Origin of the sequence: Campylobacter concisus, assembly GCF_902460705.1 — a bacterium.
GTDB lineage: Bacteria > Campylobacterota > Campylobacteria > Campylobacterales > Campylobacteraceae > Campylobacter_A > Campylobacter_A concisus_Z.
Window position 1 is genome coordinate 180,941 of sequence record NZ_CABPUP010000002.1, and the last position, 19,801, is coordinate 200,741.

The 19,801-nt window shown below is 38.4% G+C and carries 14 protein-coding genes and 2 pseudogenes; 14 read left to right on the plus strand and 2 right to left on the minus strand.

What is annotated here, in order from left to right:
* Nucleotides 1-445: 445 nt before the first annotated feature.
* Nucleotides 446-904, minus strand: coding sequence for a methylated-DNA--[protein]-cysteine S-methyltransferase (locus F3G75_RS04900; RefSeq protein ID WP_149716768.1), 459 nt, complete (start codon nucleotides 902-904; stop codon nucleotides 446-448).
* Nucleotides 905-1,032: 128 nt separating this feature from the next.
* On the opposite strand from F3G75_RS04900, the gene F3G75_RS04905 reads away from it, so the two are divergent.
* The 6 genes from F3G75_RS04905 to ilvA are packed head-to-tail and all read left to right on the plus strand — an operon-like array spanning nucleotide 1,033 to nucleotide 9,668.
* Entirely contained in the window at nucleotides 1,033-3,618 is a 2,586-nt protein-coding gene (locus F3G75_RS04905; protein ID WP_149716769.1) for a bifunctional aconitate hydratase 2/2-methylisocitrate dehydratase, read from the plus strand.
* A 36-nt stretch (nucleotides 3,619-3,654) separates the two neighbouring features.
* Entirely contained in the window at nucleotides 3,655-4,866 is a 1,212-nt protein-coding gene (locus F3G75_RS04910) for an ankyrin repeat domain-containing protein (RefSeq protein WP_149716770.1), read from the plus strand.
* Nucleotides 4,867-4,874: 8 nt separating this feature from the next.
* Nucleotides 4,875-5,621, plus strand: coding sequence for an SDR family NAD(P)-dependent oxidoreductase (locus F3G75_RS04915; protein WP_149716771.1), 747 nt, complete (start codon nucleotides 4,875-4,877; stop codon nucleotides 5,619-5,621).
* Between the two features lie 9 nt (nucleotides 5,622-5,630).
* Nucleotides 5,631-7,325 (plus strand): Na+/H+ antiporter NhaC family protein, encoded by a 1,695-nt coding sequence (locus F3G75_RS04920; protein WP_149716772.1) that lies wholly within the window; start codon nucleotides 5,631-5,633, stop codon nucleotides 7,323-7,325.
* A gap of 2 nt (nucleotides 7,326-7,327) precedes the next feature.
* A complete protein-coding gene (gene trmA, locus F3G75_RS04925; protein WP_149716773.1) occupies nucleotides 7,328-8,431 on the plus strand; it encodes a tRNA (uridine(54)-C5)-methyltransferase TrmA in 1,104 nt (367 codons plus the stop codon).
* A 25-nt stretch (nucleotides 8,432-8,456) separates the two neighbouring features.
* Nucleotides 8,457-9,668: a threonine ammonia-lyase gene (ilvA, locus tag F3G75_RS04930; RefSeq protein ID WP_149716782.1), complete on the plus strand. Its 1,212-nt coding sequence runs from the start codon at nucleotides 8,457-8,459 to the stop codon at nucleotides 9,666-9,668.
* Nucleotides 9,669-9,713: 45 nt separating this feature from the next.
* Here ilvA and F3G75_RS04935 read toward each other — a convergent pair whose 3' ends face one another.
* Entirely contained in the window at nucleotides 9,714-12,905 is a 3,192-nt protein-coding gene (locus tag F3G75_RS04935) for a S8 family serine peptidase (RefSeq protein ID WP_149716774.1), read from the minus strand.
* Between the two features lie 278 nt (nucleotides 12,906-13,183).
* Here F3G75_RS04935 and F3G75_RS04940 point away from each other — a divergent pair, with 278 nt between their 5' ends.
* The 8 genes and pseudogenes from F3G75_RS04940 (at nucleotide 13,184) to F3G75_RS09635 (ending at nucleotide 19,619) form a co-directional block, all read left to right on the plus strand.
* The gene (locus F3G75_RS04940) at nucleotides 13,184-13,879 is read left to right on the plus strand and encodes a DUF4230 domain-containing protein (RefSeq protein WP_149716775.1); all 696 of its coding nucleotides are present in this window, start codon (nucleotides 13,184-13,186) and stop codon (nucleotides 13,877-13,879) included.
* A 16-nt stretch (nucleotides 13,880-13,895) separates the two neighbouring features.
* Entirely contained in the window at nucleotides 13,896-14,819 is a 924-nt protein-coding gene (locus F3G75_RS04945) for a Dyp-type peroxidase (protein WP_149716776.1), read from the plus strand.
* 51 nt (nucleotides 14,820-14,870) lie between these two features.
* Nucleotides 14,871-15,293 carry an EamA family transporter gene (locus F3G75_RS04950; protein ID WP_149716777.1) on the plus strand — a complete coding sequence of 141 codons (423 nt, stop codon included), beginning with the start codon at nucleotides 14,871-14,873 and terminating at the stop codon, nucleotides 15,291-15,293.
* A gap of 235 nt (nucleotides 15,294-15,528) precedes the next feature.
* Nucleotides 15,529-16,302: pseudogene (locus tag F3G75_RS09600) on the plus strand (cache domain-containing protein); the annotation flags it as partial.
* 726 nt (nucleotides 16,303-17,028) lie between these two features.
* The gene (locus F3G75_RS09605) at nucleotides 17,029-17,469 is read left to right on the plus strand and encodes a methyl-accepting chemotaxis protein (protein WP_374057417.1); all 441 of its coding nucleotides are present in this window, start codon (nucleotides 17,029-17,031) and stop codon (nucleotides 17,467-17,469) included.
* Between the two features lie 198 nt (nucleotides 17,470-17,667).
* The gene (locus tag F3G75_RS09425) at nucleotides 17,668-17,892 is read left to right on the plus strand and encodes a hypothetical protein (RefSeq protein WP_223154344.1); all 225 of its coding nucleotides are present in this window, start codon (nucleotides 17,668-17,670) and stop codon (nucleotides 17,890-17,892) included.
* A 20-nt stretch (nucleotides 17,893-17,912) separates the two neighbouring features.
* Nucleotides 17,913-18,419: pseudogene (locus tag F3G75_RS09610) on the plus strand (cache domain-containing protein); the annotation flags it as partial.
* A gap of 675 nt (nucleotides 18,420-19,094) precedes the next feature.
* Nucleotides 19,095-19,619: a methyl-accepting chemotaxis protein gene (locus tag F3G75_RS09635; protein WP_159070040.1), complete on the plus strand. Its 525-nt coding sequence runs from the start codon at nucleotides 19,095-19,097 to the stop codon at nucleotides 19,617-19,619.
* The last annotated feature ends 182 nt before the right edge of the window (nucleotides 19,620-19,801 follow it).

Below are 19,801 nucleotides of genomic sequence, written 5' to 3' on the forward strand. Positions count from 1 at the left end.
GACAAGCAAATAATAAAACCTGAATTTGGTAAGTTGCTAAGACAAGTGAGTAAAGTTTTAAAATTTGCAAATTTGCTTTGTTAAATCAAATGAGTGTCAAGTAAATTTTAAAATTTCATAAACGAGTAATTTCGGCTCTAAAATTTGAACAAAGTGGTAAGCGGATTTAGATTTTAGTTCTTGCGAGTGAATGAAATTTTAAAATTTGTAAAGACAGCTTGATTAAATTTGTAAATTCCTTTTTATTCAAAAGAGAGACAATGGGGCTTGAATTATGAGGACGTCCTCTTATCTCACTTTTTAAATCCGCTAGATCCCTCACATTCAAGATGTATACAATGGCGCTAAAGCACTGCATGCGTTTCAAATACTCTGATAAATTTTAAAAATGTTCGCTTGTAAATTTTAAAATTTTATGGACTTTTATTTTGCTGTAAATTTTTAGCTATTTATGCTTTGCTTCATGCTCTAAAAGCCAAATTTTAGTTGGTAGACCATCTCCGCCAGAGTATCCGCCAAGCCCACTGATAGCTAGCACTCTGTGGCAAGGGACGATGATAGGCACTGGGTTTTTAGCATTGGCCGAGCCTGCTGCTCGGTAGGCATTTTTGTGGCCTACGGCAAGTGCAAGAGCTGCGTATGTAGTCGTTTCTCCGTATGGTACTTTTTGTAAGGCCTCATAAATTTTTGCTCTAAAATTAGTTGTTTTTATATCAAGCTTCACGCTAAATTTTTTAAGCTTGCCATTAAAATAAGCCTCTAGCTCATTCAAGCAAAGCTTTAAATTTTCATCTTTTACCGCTATTTTTTCAAATTTATCTACAAAATTTATCTCGCAAATTCCATTTTTGCTGGCAACGATTTCTAAAATTCCAATGGGGGATTTTAGGTAAGCTTTTGACACATTTGCTCCTTGAAATTTGAAAATTTGGGCAAATTTTACTTTAGTTTGCTTTGCTTTTTGATAAAATGCAAGCAAAACTAGCGATTTTTAGACTAAAAATAACGAGCAAAAAACCACAAAGGAATTTTATGAGCTTTTTTACCGACTACGAAAAACACGTGAGTGAGCGAAAAAAAGAGGGCGTGCCACCGCTTGCATTAAATGCCAAGCAAACAAATGAAGTTTGCGAGCTAATAAAGCTTGCCAGCAAGTCTAGCGGCGATGAAAAAGCACAAAGCGAGCTAAAATTTCTTATAAGTTTGCTTGAAACTCGTATCAATCCCGGCGTTGATGACGCAGCGAAGATAAAGGCAAACTTTCTTGGTGAAGTGATAGATGGGCTTGCTGTTAGCGGTCTTGACGCTATGCGTGCCATTAAAATTTTAGGCAAGATGCTTGGCGGATATAACGTGGAAATTCTGGTGCGAGCTCTAAAAAATAGCGACGAAACTATCGCAAGCACTGCTGCAAATGAGCTAAAAAATATCATCCTGGTGCATGAATATTTTGATGAGATAGTAAAACTAAGTAGCAACAATAAATTTGCAAAAGATGTACTTGCTTCTTGGGCAAATGCGGAGTGGTTTACGCATAAAAAGCCAATCGAAACCTGTATAAACGCAGTCGTTTTTAAGGTACCAGGTGAGACAAATACTGATGACCTAAGTCCAGCGAGCGAGGCCTATACAAGGGCCGACATACCACTTCATGCAAAAGCAATGCTTGTTAAAAAGATGCCTGAAGGCTTAGAAATCCTAAAGGAGCTAAAAAGTCGTGGCAAAAGCGTAGCGTATGTTGGTGACGTGGTTGGCACTGGCAGCAGCAGAAAGAGCGGCATAAACTCGATCCAGTGGCATTTGGGCGATGAGATAGAGGGTGTGCCAAACAAAAAAACGGGCGGCATCGTGATAGGCACTACTATAGCTCCGATATTTTTTAATACCGCTGAAGATAGTGGTGCACTGCCGATAGTTGCAAACGTAAATGAGCTTGAGATGGGCGATGAGATAGAAATTTATCCATTTAAAGGCGAAATTTATAAGCTTGCAGGCACTGAGAAAAAACTCGTGGCGAATTTTAAACTTAGTCCAAACACCCTAAGCGATGAGATAAGAGCGGGTGGCAGGATACCACTTATGATAGGACGTCAAGTGACCAAAAAGGCCAGAGAGGCCTTGGGGCTTGGCGAGGAGCAAATTTTTATAAAGCCAGATCAGCCAAAAGAGCAGAGCGGTGGATATACGCTGGCTCAAAAGATAGTCGGTAAGGCTTGCGGCGTAGCTGGCGTGATAGCTGGGGCTTATGTGGAGCCAGAAATTTTAACTGTTGGCTCGCAAGATACGACTGGGCCGATGACTAGAGATGAGATAAAAGAGCTTGCTAGCCTTAGTTTTGGCGCGGATTTTGTTTTGCAAAGCTTTTGCCATACGGCCGCTTACCCAAAGCCAAGCGATCTTGTGATGCATGAGGGCCTACCAAAATTTATAAATTTACGTGGCGGTGTGAGTCTAAAGCCAGGCGATGGTGTCATCCACTCGTGGCTAAATCGCATGGTACTGCCTGATACGGTGGGCACTGGAGGCGATAGTCACACGAGATTTCCTATTGGCATTAGTTTTCCAGCGGGCAGCGGCCTAGTGGCGTTTGCAGCGGTACTTGGGATGATGCCACTAAATATGCCAGAGTCAGTTTTGATCAAATTTAAAGGCGAGCTAAAAGATGGCGTGACGCTTAGGGATCTAGTCAATGCGATACCGTATTTTGCGATCAAAAAAGGGCTTTTAAGCGTTGAAAAGAAAAATAAAAAGAATGTTTTTGCGGGCAAAATTTTAGAGATAGAAGGGTTAGAGAGCCTAAAAGTGGAGCAGGCATTTGAGCTAAGTGACGCTTCGGCTGAGCGCTCGGCGGCTGCTTGCGTGGTAAATTTAAGCGAGGCTAGCGTAGTGGAGTATGTTCGCTCAAACGTTGCGCTAATTGATGCGATGATAAAAGCAGGGTATGAGAGCCATGAGACGCTTGCTAGACGAAAAGAGAAGATGCAAAAATGGCTAGAAAACCCAACGCTTTTAAGAGCCGACAAGGATGCAAGTTACGCTGAAATTTTAGAAATTGATCTAGCTCAGATAGATGAGCCGATTTTGGCGTGTCCAAATGACCCAGACGATGTGGCAACGCTAAGTGAAATTTTAGCTGATGACAAAAGAGTGCATAAAATAGATGAAGTTTTTGTGGGAAGCTGTATGACAAATATCGGCCATTACAGGGCACTTGCTAGAATTTTGGAGCACGAGAGTAAGCTTACAACTAGGCTTTGGATAGCACCGCCGACAAAGATGGACAAAAGCACACTTGAAAATGAAGGCGTTTATGAGATATTTAAGAGGCTGGAGGCTAGGACAGAGGTGCCAGGTTGCTCGCTTTGTATGGGTAATCAAGCAAGAGTAAATGACAATGCAGTGGTATTTTCTACATCAACTAGAAATTTTGACAATAGAATGGGCATAGGCGCAAAGGTCTATCTAGGAAGTGCCGAGCTAGCCGCCGTTTGTGCACTACTTGGACGTTTGCCAAGCGTAGATGAATATAAAAAGATAGTAAAAGATAGTCTTTGCTCAAATAAAGATGAAATTTATAAATATCTAAATTTTAATGAAATAAGCGAGTTTAGAATATAAATTTGTTACAATATCGCGAAATTTTAAGGAGCTTTGATGAAAAAAGTAGTTTTTTTTCTCTTTTTTAGCGTTTGTTCTTTGATAAATTTACACGCTTTAGAGTGCAGTGATCTTGCCAAAAAAGAGAGCTTTAAAACTACTCCAAATGATCTTGCTTACGCGAATGAAGAGCTATTTTACTGTGATGGTTCGCTTTTAAATTTAAAAGAGGTAAAAGAGCTTTTTGATGCGAGTGTGGCTGTGAGAAGCGAGTCTCAAAGTTGCGTTGGTGATAGAGTTTATAAAGAAAATTTAAACAAGCTTAGATGGCTTTTGCTAAAAGCGTCATTCGCACCTGAGCTTTATCAAAAGGAGCTTGCAAAGCCAGAGATTGCAGAGGGTGAAAAAGATGCTAGAATGGAGTATCTTAGATACTGGGCAAACGAGAGCTTATTTAATTTTTTAAAGTATAAAAAATTTATCGAAGCTTACAAAAACGCTCAAACTCCGCTTGTAAAATTTTATGAAAGCCTGGGACTTGATACGGCAAGTGCCGCTTACTACGCAACTAGTGTGGTAAATGAGTTTTTGACTTTTAGTGTTGGTAAAAGTGTAAATAAAGCTAAAATTTTAACACCTGAGCAAAATATGATGGCTCAAAGGATAAATTCCGATGAGCTGGCAAATTTACTCTACTCAAAAAATTTCAGTACCGCTGAGCTTACAAATTTGCTTAATATCGCACTTTTAAACGAAAAAAGTAGCGATATGATAAAAGAGATCATAAGGCGTGGAGCCGATGTGAATTTAGGTGATGAGACGCCGCTATTTTTTGCTTTAAAAAATATAGAAAATGTAAAAATTTTACTTGTAAATAAAGCCGATGTAAATCATAAAAATTTCTTTGGAAAAAGTGTGCTTTTTTATGCTGTGCAGTTTAACGATAAGTCACTTTGTGAGCTTTTGCTAAAAAATGGTGCCAATGCAAACGAGAGCTACATAGACGAAAATGCCAAGATGAATATGATAAATTTGGGTATGACGCAGGTTGAAGATACATGCGGTCTAGAGCATACAAACAGAAGCGTTTTTATGCATGCATCAGCTCATGCAACGCCAGAAATTTTAAAACTTTTGATGGATAATGGTGCTGATATTAACGCCACTGATGACGCTGGATTTAACGCGCTTGACTATGCCTTGAAAGAACAAAACGAAAAGACGATCAAATTTTTAGAAAATTTGGGTTTAAAACCAAATTTCAATTAGGAAAAATCATGAAAAAGACAGCTTTTGTAACCGGTGCAACATCTGGATTTGGCGAGGCGATCGCCAGAAGACTCTCAAAAGAGGGCTACAAGATAGTCGCTCTTGCAAGGAGAGAAGATAGGCTAAAGAAGCTTGCAGCAGAGCTTGGCGATACGCATATCATTGTAGCTGATATACGCGATAAAGAAGCTGTTTTTAAGGCGGTAGAGAGCCTGCCTGATAAATTTAAGGACATCGAAGTGCTTGTAAACAACGCTGGCATGGCGCTTGGGCTTGAGAAGACGATAGATGCGAAGGTGGAGGACTTTGAGGCGATGATAGACACCAACGTCAAGGGTCTTATCTACTCGACAAAGGCGGTTTTGCCACTACTTTATAAGCAAGAAAAGGGCTATATATTTAACCTAGGCTCGACAGCTGGCTCATGGCCATATCCTGGAAGCAACGTTTATGGTGCTACAAAGGCCTTTGTGAAGCAGTTTAGTCTAAATTTAAGAAACGATCTAGTTGGTACAAATATCAGGGTGACAAACATCGAGCCGGGGCTTTGCAAGACCGAATTTAGCGAGGTTAGGTTTAGAGGAGATAAAGTAAAGGCGAATAGTCTTTATGAAAATACAAATTTCATCACATCTGAGGATATCGCGACGATTTTGGTAAATTGTCTAAATATGCCCGGAAGTGTCAACATAAACAGGGTCGAAGTCATGGCAAATACGCAGACTTGGGCTGGGCTTGCGATAGAAAAATTTTAAGGAGTTCTTGTGAGACAAATTTTATTATTACTTTTTTTTAGCGTTGCGCTTTTTGGTGTCGATCCAGAAGTGGCAAAGAGAAACGCTGAAATTTATGGCGTATTTACGCTTATACCGCCTGTTGTGGCAATAGCACTTGCTTTTATCACAAAAGACGTCATCTTGTCGCTATTTATAGGTGTTTTTAGCGGAACGTTTCTCATAAACATCATCAATGAAAACATCTTTATGGGCATCGTAAAAGGCTTTACAGGTATCGTCTCAAGGGTCGTTGAATCAATGGCTGATAAGACTGATTCAGGTATTTTGCTTCAAGTGCTTTGTATCGGTGGTGTGGTCGCACTCATCACAAAGATGGGCGGTACAAAGGCTGTTGCTCTTTGGCTTAGTAAAAAGGCAAAAAGCGGCATTTCAGCTCAAATTTCAACATGGCTCATGGGAATTTTTGTATTTTTTGATGACTATGCAAATGCTCTAATAGTAGGTCCAATTATGAGACCAATAAGCGATAAATTTAAAATAAGCCGCGAAAAGCTAGCTTTTATCATAGATGCTACTGCGGCACCGATCGCTGGTATTGCTATTATCTCGACATGGGTTGGGCTTGAGGTTTCACTCATCGAAAAGGGCTATGAACTAGTTGGAGAGACTGGAATTAACGCTTATTCTATATTTATCGAGACAATTCCATATAGATTTTACAACCTTTTTATACTATTTTTCATAGTTTGTACTGCCTTGATGCAACGTGAATACGGACCAATGCTGTTAGCTGAAAGACGTGCTAGAAGAGGCGAGCTTCACTCAGGTAAAACTCAAATCCAAGACCTAGAAGATAAAACACTTGAGCCAAAAGAGGGTGTAAAACTAAGTGCCTCAAATGCTGTTGTGCCACTTCTTGTGCTGGTCATTGGTGCATTTACTAGTTTTTATTTTAGTGGCCTTGCTGCACTTGAGGGTGATGCTCTTAAAAATGCACTTGCCAATCCGCTTGCTTTTTCTACATTTAAAGATACTTTTGGCGCAGCAGACTCGGCTACATCGCTATTTCAAGCAGCACTACTTGCTAGTATCGTAGCTATAACAATGGGTGTTTGGCGTAAAATTTTTGACGTAAAAGAGGCTATCAGCACATGGGTAAAAGGCTGGAAAACTATGATAATTACAGTTGTAATCTTGCTTCTTGCATGGAGCCTTAGTGCTGTTATCAAAGAGCTTGGCACATCAAGATATTTGGTTGATCTATTAAGCTCTTCAACGCCTAAATTTATATTGCCAGTGGCTGTTTTTATCCTTGGTTCATTTATTAGCTTCTCGACTGGAACGAGCTACGGAACAATGGGAATTTTGATGCCTCTGGCTATCCCGTTAGCTTATGCAGTCGGCAAAAACTACGGTCTAGAGGGCGATGCGATGCATGCATATATGATCGTAAATATCTCAGGCGTACTTACAGGTGCGATCTTTGGCGATCACTGCTCACCGATATCGGATACTACGATCCTTTCATCAATGGGCGCAGGATGTAATCATATCGATCACGTATCGACTCAAATGGTCTATGCGCTTAGCGTTTGTGCGGTTTGTGTGCTAGTTGGTTACTTGCCGGTTGCACTTGGTCTTAGCGTTTGGATCGCGCTTCCTTGCGGATTTTTAGCGATTTGGGCGCTAGTTAGATTTGTCGGTAAAAAGGTGGAAGCATAAATTTGGATTGCAATTATTTAAAAGAGTGCGGCTCTTGCACTCTTTTTACTCCTTATGATGAGCAAATTTTATTTAAAACTGATCTTGTAAAACAAAATTTTTCAGAGTTTTATGATGGCGAGTTTGATGTTTTTAGCTCAAGCCCAAAGCACTACCGTACGAGGGCTGAATTTGGTATCTGGCATGAAGGCAGCAAGCTTAGCTACACGATGTATGCAAGCGAAAAGGGCAAAAAGGTCTTTATAGATGATTGTCCAAAGGTTTGCGAGCAAATTTCAGAGCTTATGCCAAGCTTACTTTACAGCTTACAAGAGAGTGAAATACTGCGCGCAAAGCTCTTTGGAGTGGAGTTTATCGCCTGTAAAAGCGGTATTTTGGTCACACTTCTTTACCATAAAAGGCTTGATGGTGAGTTTGAGGCGGCTATGAAAATTCTAGCCAGTAAGCTTGACGTTACCATACTTGCCAGATCTCGCGGGCAAAAGCTACTAAGTGGTGAGCTAAATTTGATCGATGAGCTAGATGTTGGTGGTGAAATTTATAAATTTAGCCTATCTGAAAATGCCTTTATCCAGCCAAATAGAGCCGTAAATGAAAAGATGATAGCTTGGGCAAAAGAGTGCGTAGAGGCTGGCGCTGATCTCCTTGAACTCTACTGCGGACATGGAAATTTTACTATTCCGCTTTCGTTTAAATTTAATAATGTACTTGCCACTGAAATTTCAAAGAGCTCGATCGCAAATGCCCTTAAAAACTGCGAGTTAAACAAGGCTAATAACATCAAATTTTTGCGTATGGATGCTGATGAGCTTATGAGTGCATTTGCTGGCGTTAGGGAATTTAATAGACTAAAGGATATAAATTTAAGCGATTTTAACTTCTCTCACGTCCTTGTTGATCCGCCCCGTGCAGGACTAAGCGAAAGTGTCGTAAATTTCATCAAAAATTTTAAAAATATCATCTATATCTCGTGCAATCCAGAGACTCTAAAAGAAAATTTAAAAGAGCTTTGTAAAAGCCATAAAGTGATAAAATTTGCCATTTTTGATCAGTTTGCAAACACTCATCACATCGAGTGTGGCGTGCTACTAAGGGCAAAAGAATAATTTTAAAAAGGAAAATTTGAAAAAAATGGTTTCACTAAATAAAATCATCCAAGCAAAGATCACGATCGGTCATTTTGTGACTAAGACCCCATTTGCGCTAAGTGCAAAGCTTAGTAAAATTTTAGGCGCAAGTGTTTACCTGAAAGAAGAAAATTTACAAAGAACCGGCGCATATAAGATAAGAGGCGCATACAATAAAATAGCTAGCCTAAGCGACGAAGAGAGAAAGCGTGGTGTCGTAGCCGCAAGTGCTGGCAACCACGCTCAAGGTGTAGCTATAAGCGCAAAAGAATTTGGCGTACACGCTTGCATCATCATGCCAGAATCAACCCCGCTTCTAAAGGTTGCTGGCACAAAGGACCTTGGTGCAGAGGTCATTTTAAAGGGTGATAACTTTGACGAGGCGTACGCTTTTGCGGTTAATTACGCCAAAGAAAAAGGCATGACCTTTGTTCATCCATTTAACGACGAGTACGTCATGGCAGGGCAGGGTACTGTGGGGCTTGAGATGCTTGATGAGATAAGTGATCTTGATATGGTTATCGTTCCAGTTGGTGGTGGCGGATTAGCTAGCGGCGTGGCAAGCTGTATAAAGCAGGTCAATCCAAAGACAAAAGTGGTCTGCGTTGGTGCAAAGGGTGCTCCAGCTATGTTTAATAGCTATGGCGCTAAAAAGAGCATAAACTCAAAATCAGTCCGCACCATAGCAGACGGCATAGCTGTGCGTGATGCGAGTGAGATCACATTGGCAAATATCGTAGAGTGCGTAGATGAGTTTGTGCAGGTTGACGATGAAGAGATTGCGACTGCGATTTTGTTTTTGCTAGAGACGCAAAAGATCGTAGTTGAAGGTGCTGGTGCAGCTGGTGTGGCAGCACTTATGCATGATAAGATAAAATTTAAAAAAGGTGCAAAGATAGGCGTGGTGCTAAGTGGCGGAAATATCGACGTGCAAGTTCTTTCTATTATTATAGAAAAGGGCCTTATCAAGTCTCACCGCAAGATGACCTTGCAAATAACGCTTGTGGATAAGCCAGGAGCGCTCATGAGCTTAACTGACAGCCTAAAATCAGCAAATGCGAACATTGTGAAGATCGATTACGACCGCTTCTCAACAAGGCTTGATTACGGTGATGCTAATATCACGATCACGCTTGAGACAAAGGGTCTTGAGCATCAAGAAAAGATCAAAGAAGTTCTTACTAAAAACGGTTTTTCTTTCACTCAACTATTTTAATTTAATGGCTCGCTACTATTTAAAGTAGCGAGCATGTTTTACCTATTAAAACAAAATTTCAAATTTTGCATTTACGCTATTTGACTTCACGTCTTTAGCAAAAGTACCTGTGTAAGATAGGCCTAAATTTATATTTTTATAAACATTTGCTTTTATACCAAGGCTAGCTGTGCCAAGATCGCGCACTTCTTTTCCTTCAAGTTCCAAGTATCCAGCATTTGCGATATTTACGCCGATATTTGCTCTTGTATCGCCGACTAGTCTGTTGTAGGCCAGATCAGCTTCAAGTTTCATCTTCATGTTGCCAAGACTAAATGGCACACTAGGATTTAAGCCTAAGCTAAATATGCCTAAATTTCTAGCTTTTTCATCAACGTCCATTCTGAAAATTCCTACATTTTGGCTAGTGCTATCAGTTTTCATACGTAGATAGCTTGCGCCCACATAAGGATTTAGTGAGAAATTTGTACTGTTAAAGCTAGTTAGTGCCAAATTTGCGTAAGTGGTAAGTGCTTTTTCTTTGCTTTTTACATGCTCATTTGAGTGAAAGCTAGCTATTGTAGCACCATTTTGTGTTTTTCGTTTTGCATTTGTGTATATGAGACCGAGGTCTAGTTTTGTGCTGGCGATCTGGCTTTTTCCGTAGATGCCAATGCTTGTGCCTTTTGTTTTATAGGCGTCATCGCCATCTTCTTTTACTTTTTCGTTGCTAGCACCAAGTACAGCACCAAGTGTGAAAGCGTCATTTACGCTACCATCAAATCCAAAAAGTTGAGTAAGTGAGTTTGCTCTTACATCATCAAATTTTATAGCGTTAGCCATGGTATTTGACCAAAATTTCATACCATTTCCATCACTTGCTTTTGCTCCAAATGGATCAAATTCGTGGTTGATGATGGCATTTTTTAGTAGGATGCTTTCTAGTAAAAATGCATTATGCTGAGCTAAATTTGCATTATTTGCAAATGTTTTTAGTGTGTCACTTGCTTGTTTTGGAGTAGCGTAGATGAAGTGCCTATATAGGTCGCTCGTGATGACTGCTGGCCTGCTTCTAAACGGCGAAGCAAGGAGTGCTGGCCTGCTAGCAGTGCTCTCTATGAGCTGTGCTACTCTCTTTTGGTTATCGTTAGCTGCGATACTTGTCATCGTGTTTTCTGATTTTTTAAGTGTGAGCTCTAGCTTGTTGTTACTATAATTTCTACTAAGATCAAAAAAAGCATATTTTTTTGAGATGGTGTCGTTGTAACCACTAAAATTTCCGGTGACAGCGTAAGTTTTTGCCTTTGAGCTATCATCATATAGTCTTTTCATGACATCTACATCTGGCTCACTTACATCTATAATAGAGTTCTTCTCAAATTTTAGATTTAAATTTGCTGCATTGTTTGAGACCATATAGCTACCACCTGCTTTTATAGTCGCATTTACTACATCAGCTGAGCTTTTTCTGGTTGTATCTTTAAAAGATAACTTTTGAGAAAATCTATTTCTATCAATCTCTCTAACGCTCATCTCTTTAACAATCTCAAGTGTACCACCATTTTCAACGACTACTTCACTTGTCTTTAATGCTTGATTTAGTGCTGTGATTTTGCCACCTTTTATTATAGTTTTACCAGTGTATGAGTTGGTTCCTGCTAGTTTTAGAGTGCCTTGACCTCTCTTAATAAGTGTTCCTTCATAGCCCTCGCTCGCTCTTTCTTCTCTTGCTTTTTCTCTAGCATTTCCTATTTCAAGTTCAGCTTTTTGCTCAGCTGTTAAATTTGCCATTTGTTCAAGCTCGGCCTTGCGTTGAGCCCAAATTTGTGCCTCTGCTTCATCTTCAGTCTTTCTATATTTTATAGCTACGTCGCTGATGTTGTTTGAGTAAAGATCATCTACGTCTAGGCTTACATCAAATACACCTAGTAGCTGTCCTGGCCCAAACATAGCCTTTGACATATCAAGTGCTCCCCAGCCCCAGCGTTCATCAGGTACGCCAAGGGGCGCAGTAAAGCCAGAAATTCTTCTTGTGTCGGCTGGCTTTTTAAACTCATCTTTGACTTGTCTTGCGGTAGTTAGCAAAACATCTCTTGCTTGAGAGTTGCTCATATATGGATATCTTTGCATGACAAGACCAAGTGCACCAGTGACGTGTGGAGCTGCCATTGATGTACCATCCCAGCTCTCGTAACTAGCGTTTCCATTTTTAGGATCGACCGTGCTTGATTTTATGCTTTTGCCAGGTGCTGCGATACTCCACCATTTTGAGTGACCTGCGGTATTAAAATGTTGTGCATCACCATCTGTCACTCCAGTGACGTTTATCCAGTATTTTTCAGCATCTGGGCGGAAATATGGAAGCATAGCTCTTGTGTATGACTCTTTCATGCCGTTTCTATTTCCGGCAGTGAAGACTTGAATGATGCTATATCTTTTAGCGACCTCATAAGCAGCATCTATGAAATTTTTGCCTTTTGTAACAAATGGATAGTAGCTTTTATAGGCTGCGTCAAGGTCTTTTATATCTAAGCTGTTGCCACCATCAAATCCAGTTGCTCCCTCATAAGCTTTATAAAATTTGCGGTTTGAACCCCAGCTATTATTTATGGCTCTTGCACCACCTTTGGCTAGTCCCTCATAAGATGCTAAAAAGAAGTTGTAGTCTTGGTTTGGTCCATATGTCATACCGTCGGTTCCGCCAGTATTTCCTACTATAAGTTTTGAGCCAAATGCTACACCATGCATCCCATTGCCATCTCTTGAGCCAGCGATCGTGCCAGCTACGTGTGTGCCGTGTGAGTCATTTACACCAGCGATCCAGTTGCCATCAGCTTCAAATTTTTCACCTTTTTTAAAGTCGCCAAAGTCAGCTCTGTTTTTGTCAGTGCTTCCTTTTTTTAAAAAAGGAGAGTTGCCGTGCTCAGTATCTGGATATTTTTGTCCGTCTTTGTAGTAGCTGCCAGAAATTTTTAGTGCACTTATCCTACCGTCACTAAGTTCAGGGTGGCTAAGTAATGCGCCAGAGTCCATAACACCAAGCGTAACACCTTTGCCTGTCACTCCAAGAGCGTACGCGATAGCCGCATTTATACGCTTTAGTCCCCAGTATGCTTCATACTCAGCGCTCTGCCAGCTGCTTATGTCGCCAAATTTACCACCTTCTTGATCGCTAGCATTTAGCGAATTTGCAAACAAAAGAGCACAACAAGCCACGCTTATCAAAATACATTTTTTGTTTAAAATGGATCTTTTCACATCTCATCCTTTGCATAAAATTTAAATGGATTATAATATCCTTAAAATAAATTATTAATTAAAATATTAAAATTTATGATAAAATTTACTTTAAAAATCCCTTTTTTACGCTATTTTTACTATAAGATATGAAAAAATAGTTAAGATATTATCACAAAAGTATTATTAATTATATTTATATCTTAAAAGAATTATGTAAATATGATTTTTAATAAAAGTAAAATTTCACCTTTGCTTTACAAATTTAGGCTAAAATAGCAAGCTTTAAAGGAGAAAGAATGAGTGAATATATAAATTTGATATTAGCCCTTTTGCTTGCAGTTCTTGTATTTGCATTTTATAGGGCAAATAAGGCGTTAAAAAAGGCCAAAGATGAGAGCCAAAATGTATCTGTCAGCACGGAAATTTCGCAGCTAAAAAGTATAGGCGAGCTATCTGTTTTTCAAGTATATAGCAAAGAGATCGTCACAAAAACCGACCATGCGTTTGGAAATTTTGGTAAAGAGTATCTAAGGTGGCTGGTAAGCGAAAAGAAGCTTTCGATGATATTTGAGTTTGAGATAAATTTTATCTACGATCTAACCAGTCCAAAGCTCGAGATCATGCAGATCGCAAACTCTAGTTATAAGATAAAAATGCCTCCATGTAAGTATAAATTCTCAATCGCCGATATGAAATTTTATGATGAGAAAAATGGCAAATTTATACCATTTTTACTGCCTGATTCGCTAAATGGCTTTTTTGGAAGCACATTTATAGAAGAGGATAAAAATAGACTCATAGAAGAGGCCAGAAGTGAAGTAAAAAAGATGAGCGTTCGCCTTATCTCTCAGCTTCAAGGTAAGATACATAAATCGGCTCGCGACACGCTTGAAGCGATCGCAAAAAGCTTTGGGGCAAACAAGGTCGAATTTGTTTTTGACGATAATGATGAGCAGATAAATTCACAGCTAAATTTAGAAAATATCGCATAAATTTAAAGGAGAAAAAATGAGTTTTAATTCACAAGAGGTCACACAAACACCTGGTAACAACACAGTCTTTCAAACATGGGTCTTAAAAGGCGACAAAAAGGCATGTAAAGAGGGCTTTGCTAAGCTTTGTGCTTTGGTTGTAAATTTAAATAAAACCGCAAAGGTTAGATTTGGTGCAAATGAAAATGTAAACTGTGTCCTTGGTGTGGGTCATGATGCTTGGAAAAAGCTTGAAATTTCAAAAGAATTGCCAAAAGAGCTTGTAAATTTTAAAGCGATCAAGGGCGATAAACACGAAGCCGTTAGCACAAATGGCGATATCCACATCCATATCCGTGCGCTAAACGCGGCTGACTGCTTTGACATGGCGCAAAGTGTAAAGGATGTGTTATATAAATTTGCTGATCTTGTAGACGAGGTGCAAGGATTTAAGTATCACGACGGCAGAGCGATTATTGGCTTTGTTGATGGCACTGAAAATCCTGATGGCGAGGATAGAGACCATTTTGCAAAAGTGGGCGATGAGGATGCTGAATTTAAGGGTGGAAGCTACGTTTTTGTACAAAAATACTTTCATAAAATGCAAGAGTGGAACGCCACAAGCGTGAGCGAGCAAGAAAAGGTTATAGGGCGCTCAAAGCAGCTTGATATCGAGATGAGCGAGGATGAAAAACCTAGCAACTCTCACTCAGCCGCGGCAAATGTCGGAGACGATAAAAAGGTCGTGCGCGGCAATATGCCATTTACCGAAGGCAGCAAGAGCGGCACCTACTTTATCGCCTATGCGAGTACGTTTTCGACCGTTGAGGCGATGCTTAAAAAGATGTTTATCGGCGAGCCAAAAGGCAACTCAGATAGGCTACTTGACTTTAGCACTCCAGTAACTGGTGCACTATTTTTTGCACCGACTATCGACATGCTAAGCGAGTATGAGGGTTAAATTTAGAGTGGGGTGAAGCAAATTTGCCCCTTTAAATTTATAAGGAAAAAGATGCCAGAGTGGTTTATCTATGCAGCTCTTTCAGCTGTTTTTGCTGCACTTACAGCGATCTTTGCAAAGCTTGGTGTAAAGGACATTGACAGCGATTTTGCGACATTTATAAGAACGATCGTTGTCATTTTGATGCTTGTTTTGCTTTTAAGCGTGGCTAAAAAATGGCAGCCACTAAGCTCTTTAAGCCCCAAAAACTGGCTCTTTCTCATACTAAGTGGCATAGCTACTGGGCTATCTTGGCTTATGTATTTTAAAGCTATGCAAGCAGGCAAGGTTTATCAAGTGGCCTTGGTTGATAAATTTAGCGTTGTGCTTGCTGTTATTTTGGCTGTCATCTTTTTTGGTGAGAGGCTAAATTACAAAGAAATTTTAGCCATTTGCCTTATTATTTTAGGCGTTATTTTATTGATTTTCAAGTAAAAATTTATACTCTATGTCTAGCAAAAGAATAAAAAATAAAACTAGCTTATTTAATGATATTTTTTGATCTAAAATTTATTCAAAAATTTTTAATTATCAAGATATCTTTATTAATTTTTAAAAAGCATTAAATGGAGGGTAAATTTAATACTAATTTTAATTCTTTTTCGATAAATTAAAGTGATTTTAACTTTTTAAAGGAGGAAAGATGAAGTCCATAACTTCAAAGATAGCGATGATTATCATCTCATTGCTAGTTATTTCGTTTGCTGCTATTTCAGCAGTTAGCTACTATACAGCGGAAAGTAAGGTAGTAGAGTTGGTCAGCCAGACCCAGGAACAGATTCTAAGTGACATCAAAGCTACTACGGATTCTTTTTTTGAAGAATATTTAGGTGTAGCCAAAAAGTTAGCTTCAGACATAGAAAATACACCAAATAATGATGACTTGTATATGGAAAAAACAAAAATGCAAAAAGATAACGCTAGCTCGCTAGTTTCTTATGTATTTTATGGACGTGAAAGCGATGGACATTTTTTCCAGTCTGACGGCACTAGAATGACTCCAGCTGATAACTACGATCCTAGAACCAGAGGTTGGTACAAAGCAGCCAAGAGCGCAAATGGTGCTATCTATACCGAGCCTTATTTAGCAGCTACATATAATGCTTTGGTAGTTAGTTTTGCCGCTCCAGTAAATAAAAATGGAAATTTTGATGGTGTTTTGGGACTTGATTTAAATATGGATGCTTTAAGTAAAAAAATTCTCGAAATGGGTAAAACGAAATACGGCTACGTCTATTTAATGAATAAAGACGGCGTTATTCTTATGCACTCAAATCCTGAAAATGTCGGTAAAGCGATTCCGGCAAGCAAATATTTGGCCGATGAATTTGCGGCTAAGAGATTTGATGAAAATGGACTTATCCCTTATACAAACTATAAAGGCGAGAACGTAACCGCCAAAGTCCTTCCTATAAACGACCAAGGCTGGTTAGCCGTAGCCGCTATCGGAGCGGATACTTTTTCGTCTAATACCTTGCCTTTATTAAAAGCTCAAATAATCCTAGCCGTAGCTTTTATAGTCATACTTTCGGCTATCGTATTTACTCTTCTTAAAAAATCGCTTAGTCCTATTAGAACTATTCAAACCAAGCTTGAAGACGCGTTTAAATTTATCACTTACGAAACCCCTAATGCTCCTGAAAAGCTAGTAGTAACTACGCAAGACGAATTCGGCAGAATGAGCGAATCTATTAACGAGAATATAGAAAAAGTCCTTAACGGCGTTAAAAAAGACAGCGCCCTAATAGAGGAGATGAACGGTATAGCAAATCTTATGATAAAAGGACACATGGGGGCTAAGATTAACTCTACTCCGAATAACCCGGCTTTGGTTCAGTTAAAAGATCTGCTAAATAAATTCTTTACTTCTATTTCCGAAAATTTAAAAGGCATAGCCGTAGTTTTAGCTTCTTATAATAAAAACGACTACACTCCTAGACTAGAGCTAAAACCGGAGCTTGAAAGCGATTTAAGAGATATGATAGTAGGCCTTCAAAGCGCTGGCGATGCAGTAAGCAATATGCTAAGGGAAAATTTAAAAGAAGCTCAGGTTCTAGAAGAAAAAGCTAAAATCCTAGCAGAATCTATGAGAACCCTAACCGACGGAGCTCATAAACAAGCCGACTCTATCCAAGAAAGCGCAGCGGCTATAGAAGAGATGAGCAGTTCTATGAACGCCATTAGCCAAAAAGCTAGCGACGTAACGAGACAAAGCGAAGAGATTAAAAACATCATCGTTATTATTAGAGATATAGCCGATCAAACTAACCTACTTGCTCTAAACGCTGCTATCGAAGCAGCACGTGCTGGTGAGCATGGACGAGGCTTTGCTGTAGTCGCGGATGAGGTTAGAAAACTAGCTGAGCGAACTCAAAAATCACTTGGCGAGATCGAAGCTAACGCAAATGTTCTAGCTCAAAGTATCAATGAGATGAGTGAGAGCATCAGAGAGCAAAGCGAAGGCATAAATATGATAAATCAAAGTGTAAGTCAGATCGACAGTATTACAAAACAAAATATTGATATTGTTGGTACAACAAACGAAATTACTGATCAAATAGACGACATGGCTAAGACTATAGTAGCTGACGTTAGAAAGAACAAATTTTAATCTTAGAGCCGAATTTAGGGGTTTGCCTCCCCTAAATTCTAATTTTATCTCACTTACTTTAACTATCTAAAATGAAAAAATAATTCAAAATTATTATTTAATGTATACATCACTATTTTGTAATTAATATTATTTAATACTATTTAATATAAAAAAATATACAATCGCATCTTAAAATTTTTTGTAAAAGGAAAGTAAATGCGATCAATTGCAAACAAAATATCTTTAATGCTAATACTGGCATTATTTATATCATTCTCGCTAATATCTTTAGCTAGCTATAACACAGCTCATGATAAAGCCATTGAGTTAGTAATACAAACTCAAAAGCAAATCTTAAAAGATGTGAAAATCACACTAAATAGCTTTTTTACCAATAATCAGTATGCTATAGAAAAATGGCTGAGACTCTTAGCAAGATAAGTGAGAAAAGTGATGGCTCGATGAATGCTGATGGCATAAATTTAGCTTTATCTCAAGCAAAAGCTATATCTGGAAAAGAGATCACTCTTGTTTACGCTGGATATGAGGATGGGGCTATGTTTAGATCAAATGGGCAAAATAAAGCTGGATACGATCCAAGAGTTAGAGGATGGTATAAACAAGCTAAAGCCGAGAATAAACCAATATATACTGATCCATATATGGCAGCTTCATTAAATGCGATGGTTATAACTTTTGCTGCACCTATTAAAAATATTGGAGTTACGGGTATAGATGCATCTATTGAGGAGTTGAGCAATAATATATCGCAAATCAGTAAGACTGAATACAGCTATGCTTTTGTTACAGATCAAAATGGTAACGTTATAATGCACCCAAATAAAGAATTAGTCGGCAAACCTCATGAGATCGCAAAGAGTCTAATAAAACAATATAATGAAAAGAAATTTGATGAAAATGGATTAATAGCATATAAAAATACAAAAGGCGAAGATGTCTATGCTTATATGTTAGAGATAAATGACAAAGGTTGGTTGGCAATAACAGCAATGGATCAAAATATCTTTAGCTCGCATACTTTGCCTATTTTAAAAGTTCAAATTATTTTAGCCTTTATATTTATAGTTGTCTTGTCTGCGTTTGTATATTTCTTGCTAAAAAGATCGCTTAATCCGATTAAAACTATTACAGATGCTTTGGTTAGTTTCTTTAGATTTTTAAATTTTGAGATAAAAGAGCCAGTTGTTTCAAAGGTAGCAACAAAAGATGAATTTGGCGTAATGAGTAAACTAATAAATGATAATATTGCTAAAATTTTTGACAATGCCGATCAAGACTCTAGAGTGGTATCTCAATCTGTTGAGACCGCAAAGGCAATAGAAAATGGAAATCTAAAAGCAAGAATAGTAGATGTTCCAGCTAATCCAAAACTAATTGAATTAAAAGATGTCTTAAATAAAATGCTAGATGTTTTGGAAAAAAGAGTCGGTAGCGATTTAAATATGATCCAAAAAACTTTTAATGATTTTAGAAATTCTGATTTTACTTCAAGAATTTTGAATGCTAAAGGCAATGTCGAACTAGTAACAAACGAGCTTGGCGAAGAGATAGCTAATATGCTTGCATTTAACCTAAAACAAGCACAATTCTTAGAAGAAAAAGCTAAAAATTTAGATGCATCAATGAAGCAAGTAACTCAAGGTGCTAGCACACAGGCTAATTCTCTCCAAGAAAGTGCTGCTGCCATCGAACAAATGAGCAGCTCAATGAGCGCAATTAGTCAAAAGACTGTAGATGTTATAAAACAATCTGAAGAGATTAAAAATATCATCGTTATTATTAGAGATATAGCTGATCAAACCAATCTACTTGCTCTAAACGCTGCTATCGAAGCGGCACGTGCTGGTGAACACGGCAGAGGCTTTGCCGTAGTTGCCGACGAGGTTAGAAAACTAGCAGAGCGAACTCAAAAATCACTTGGTGAGATCGAAACTAATGCAAATATACTTACTCAAAGCATTAACGAGATGAGTGAGAGCATCAGAGAGCAAAGCGAAGGCATAAATATGATAAATCAAAGCGTAAGCCAGATTGATAGCATTACAAAGCAAAATGTTGATATCGTGAGTTCAACAAATGAAATCACCGCCCAAATTGATGAAATGGCTAAGACAATAGTAGCTGATGTTAAAAAGAATAAATTTTAACCTTGCGGCTTGATATTTAAAATTTCATTAATATTTCATCCTCAAAATTTGAGGATGAAAATAACTCCTTTTTATCTCTAATCTTAAAATTATTTTTTGTTTTATAAATATAATAAAATTTTTAAAAATTATCTAATATTTATAGCTTTATAGTGATATTACTAGTTAAATTTTCATAGATT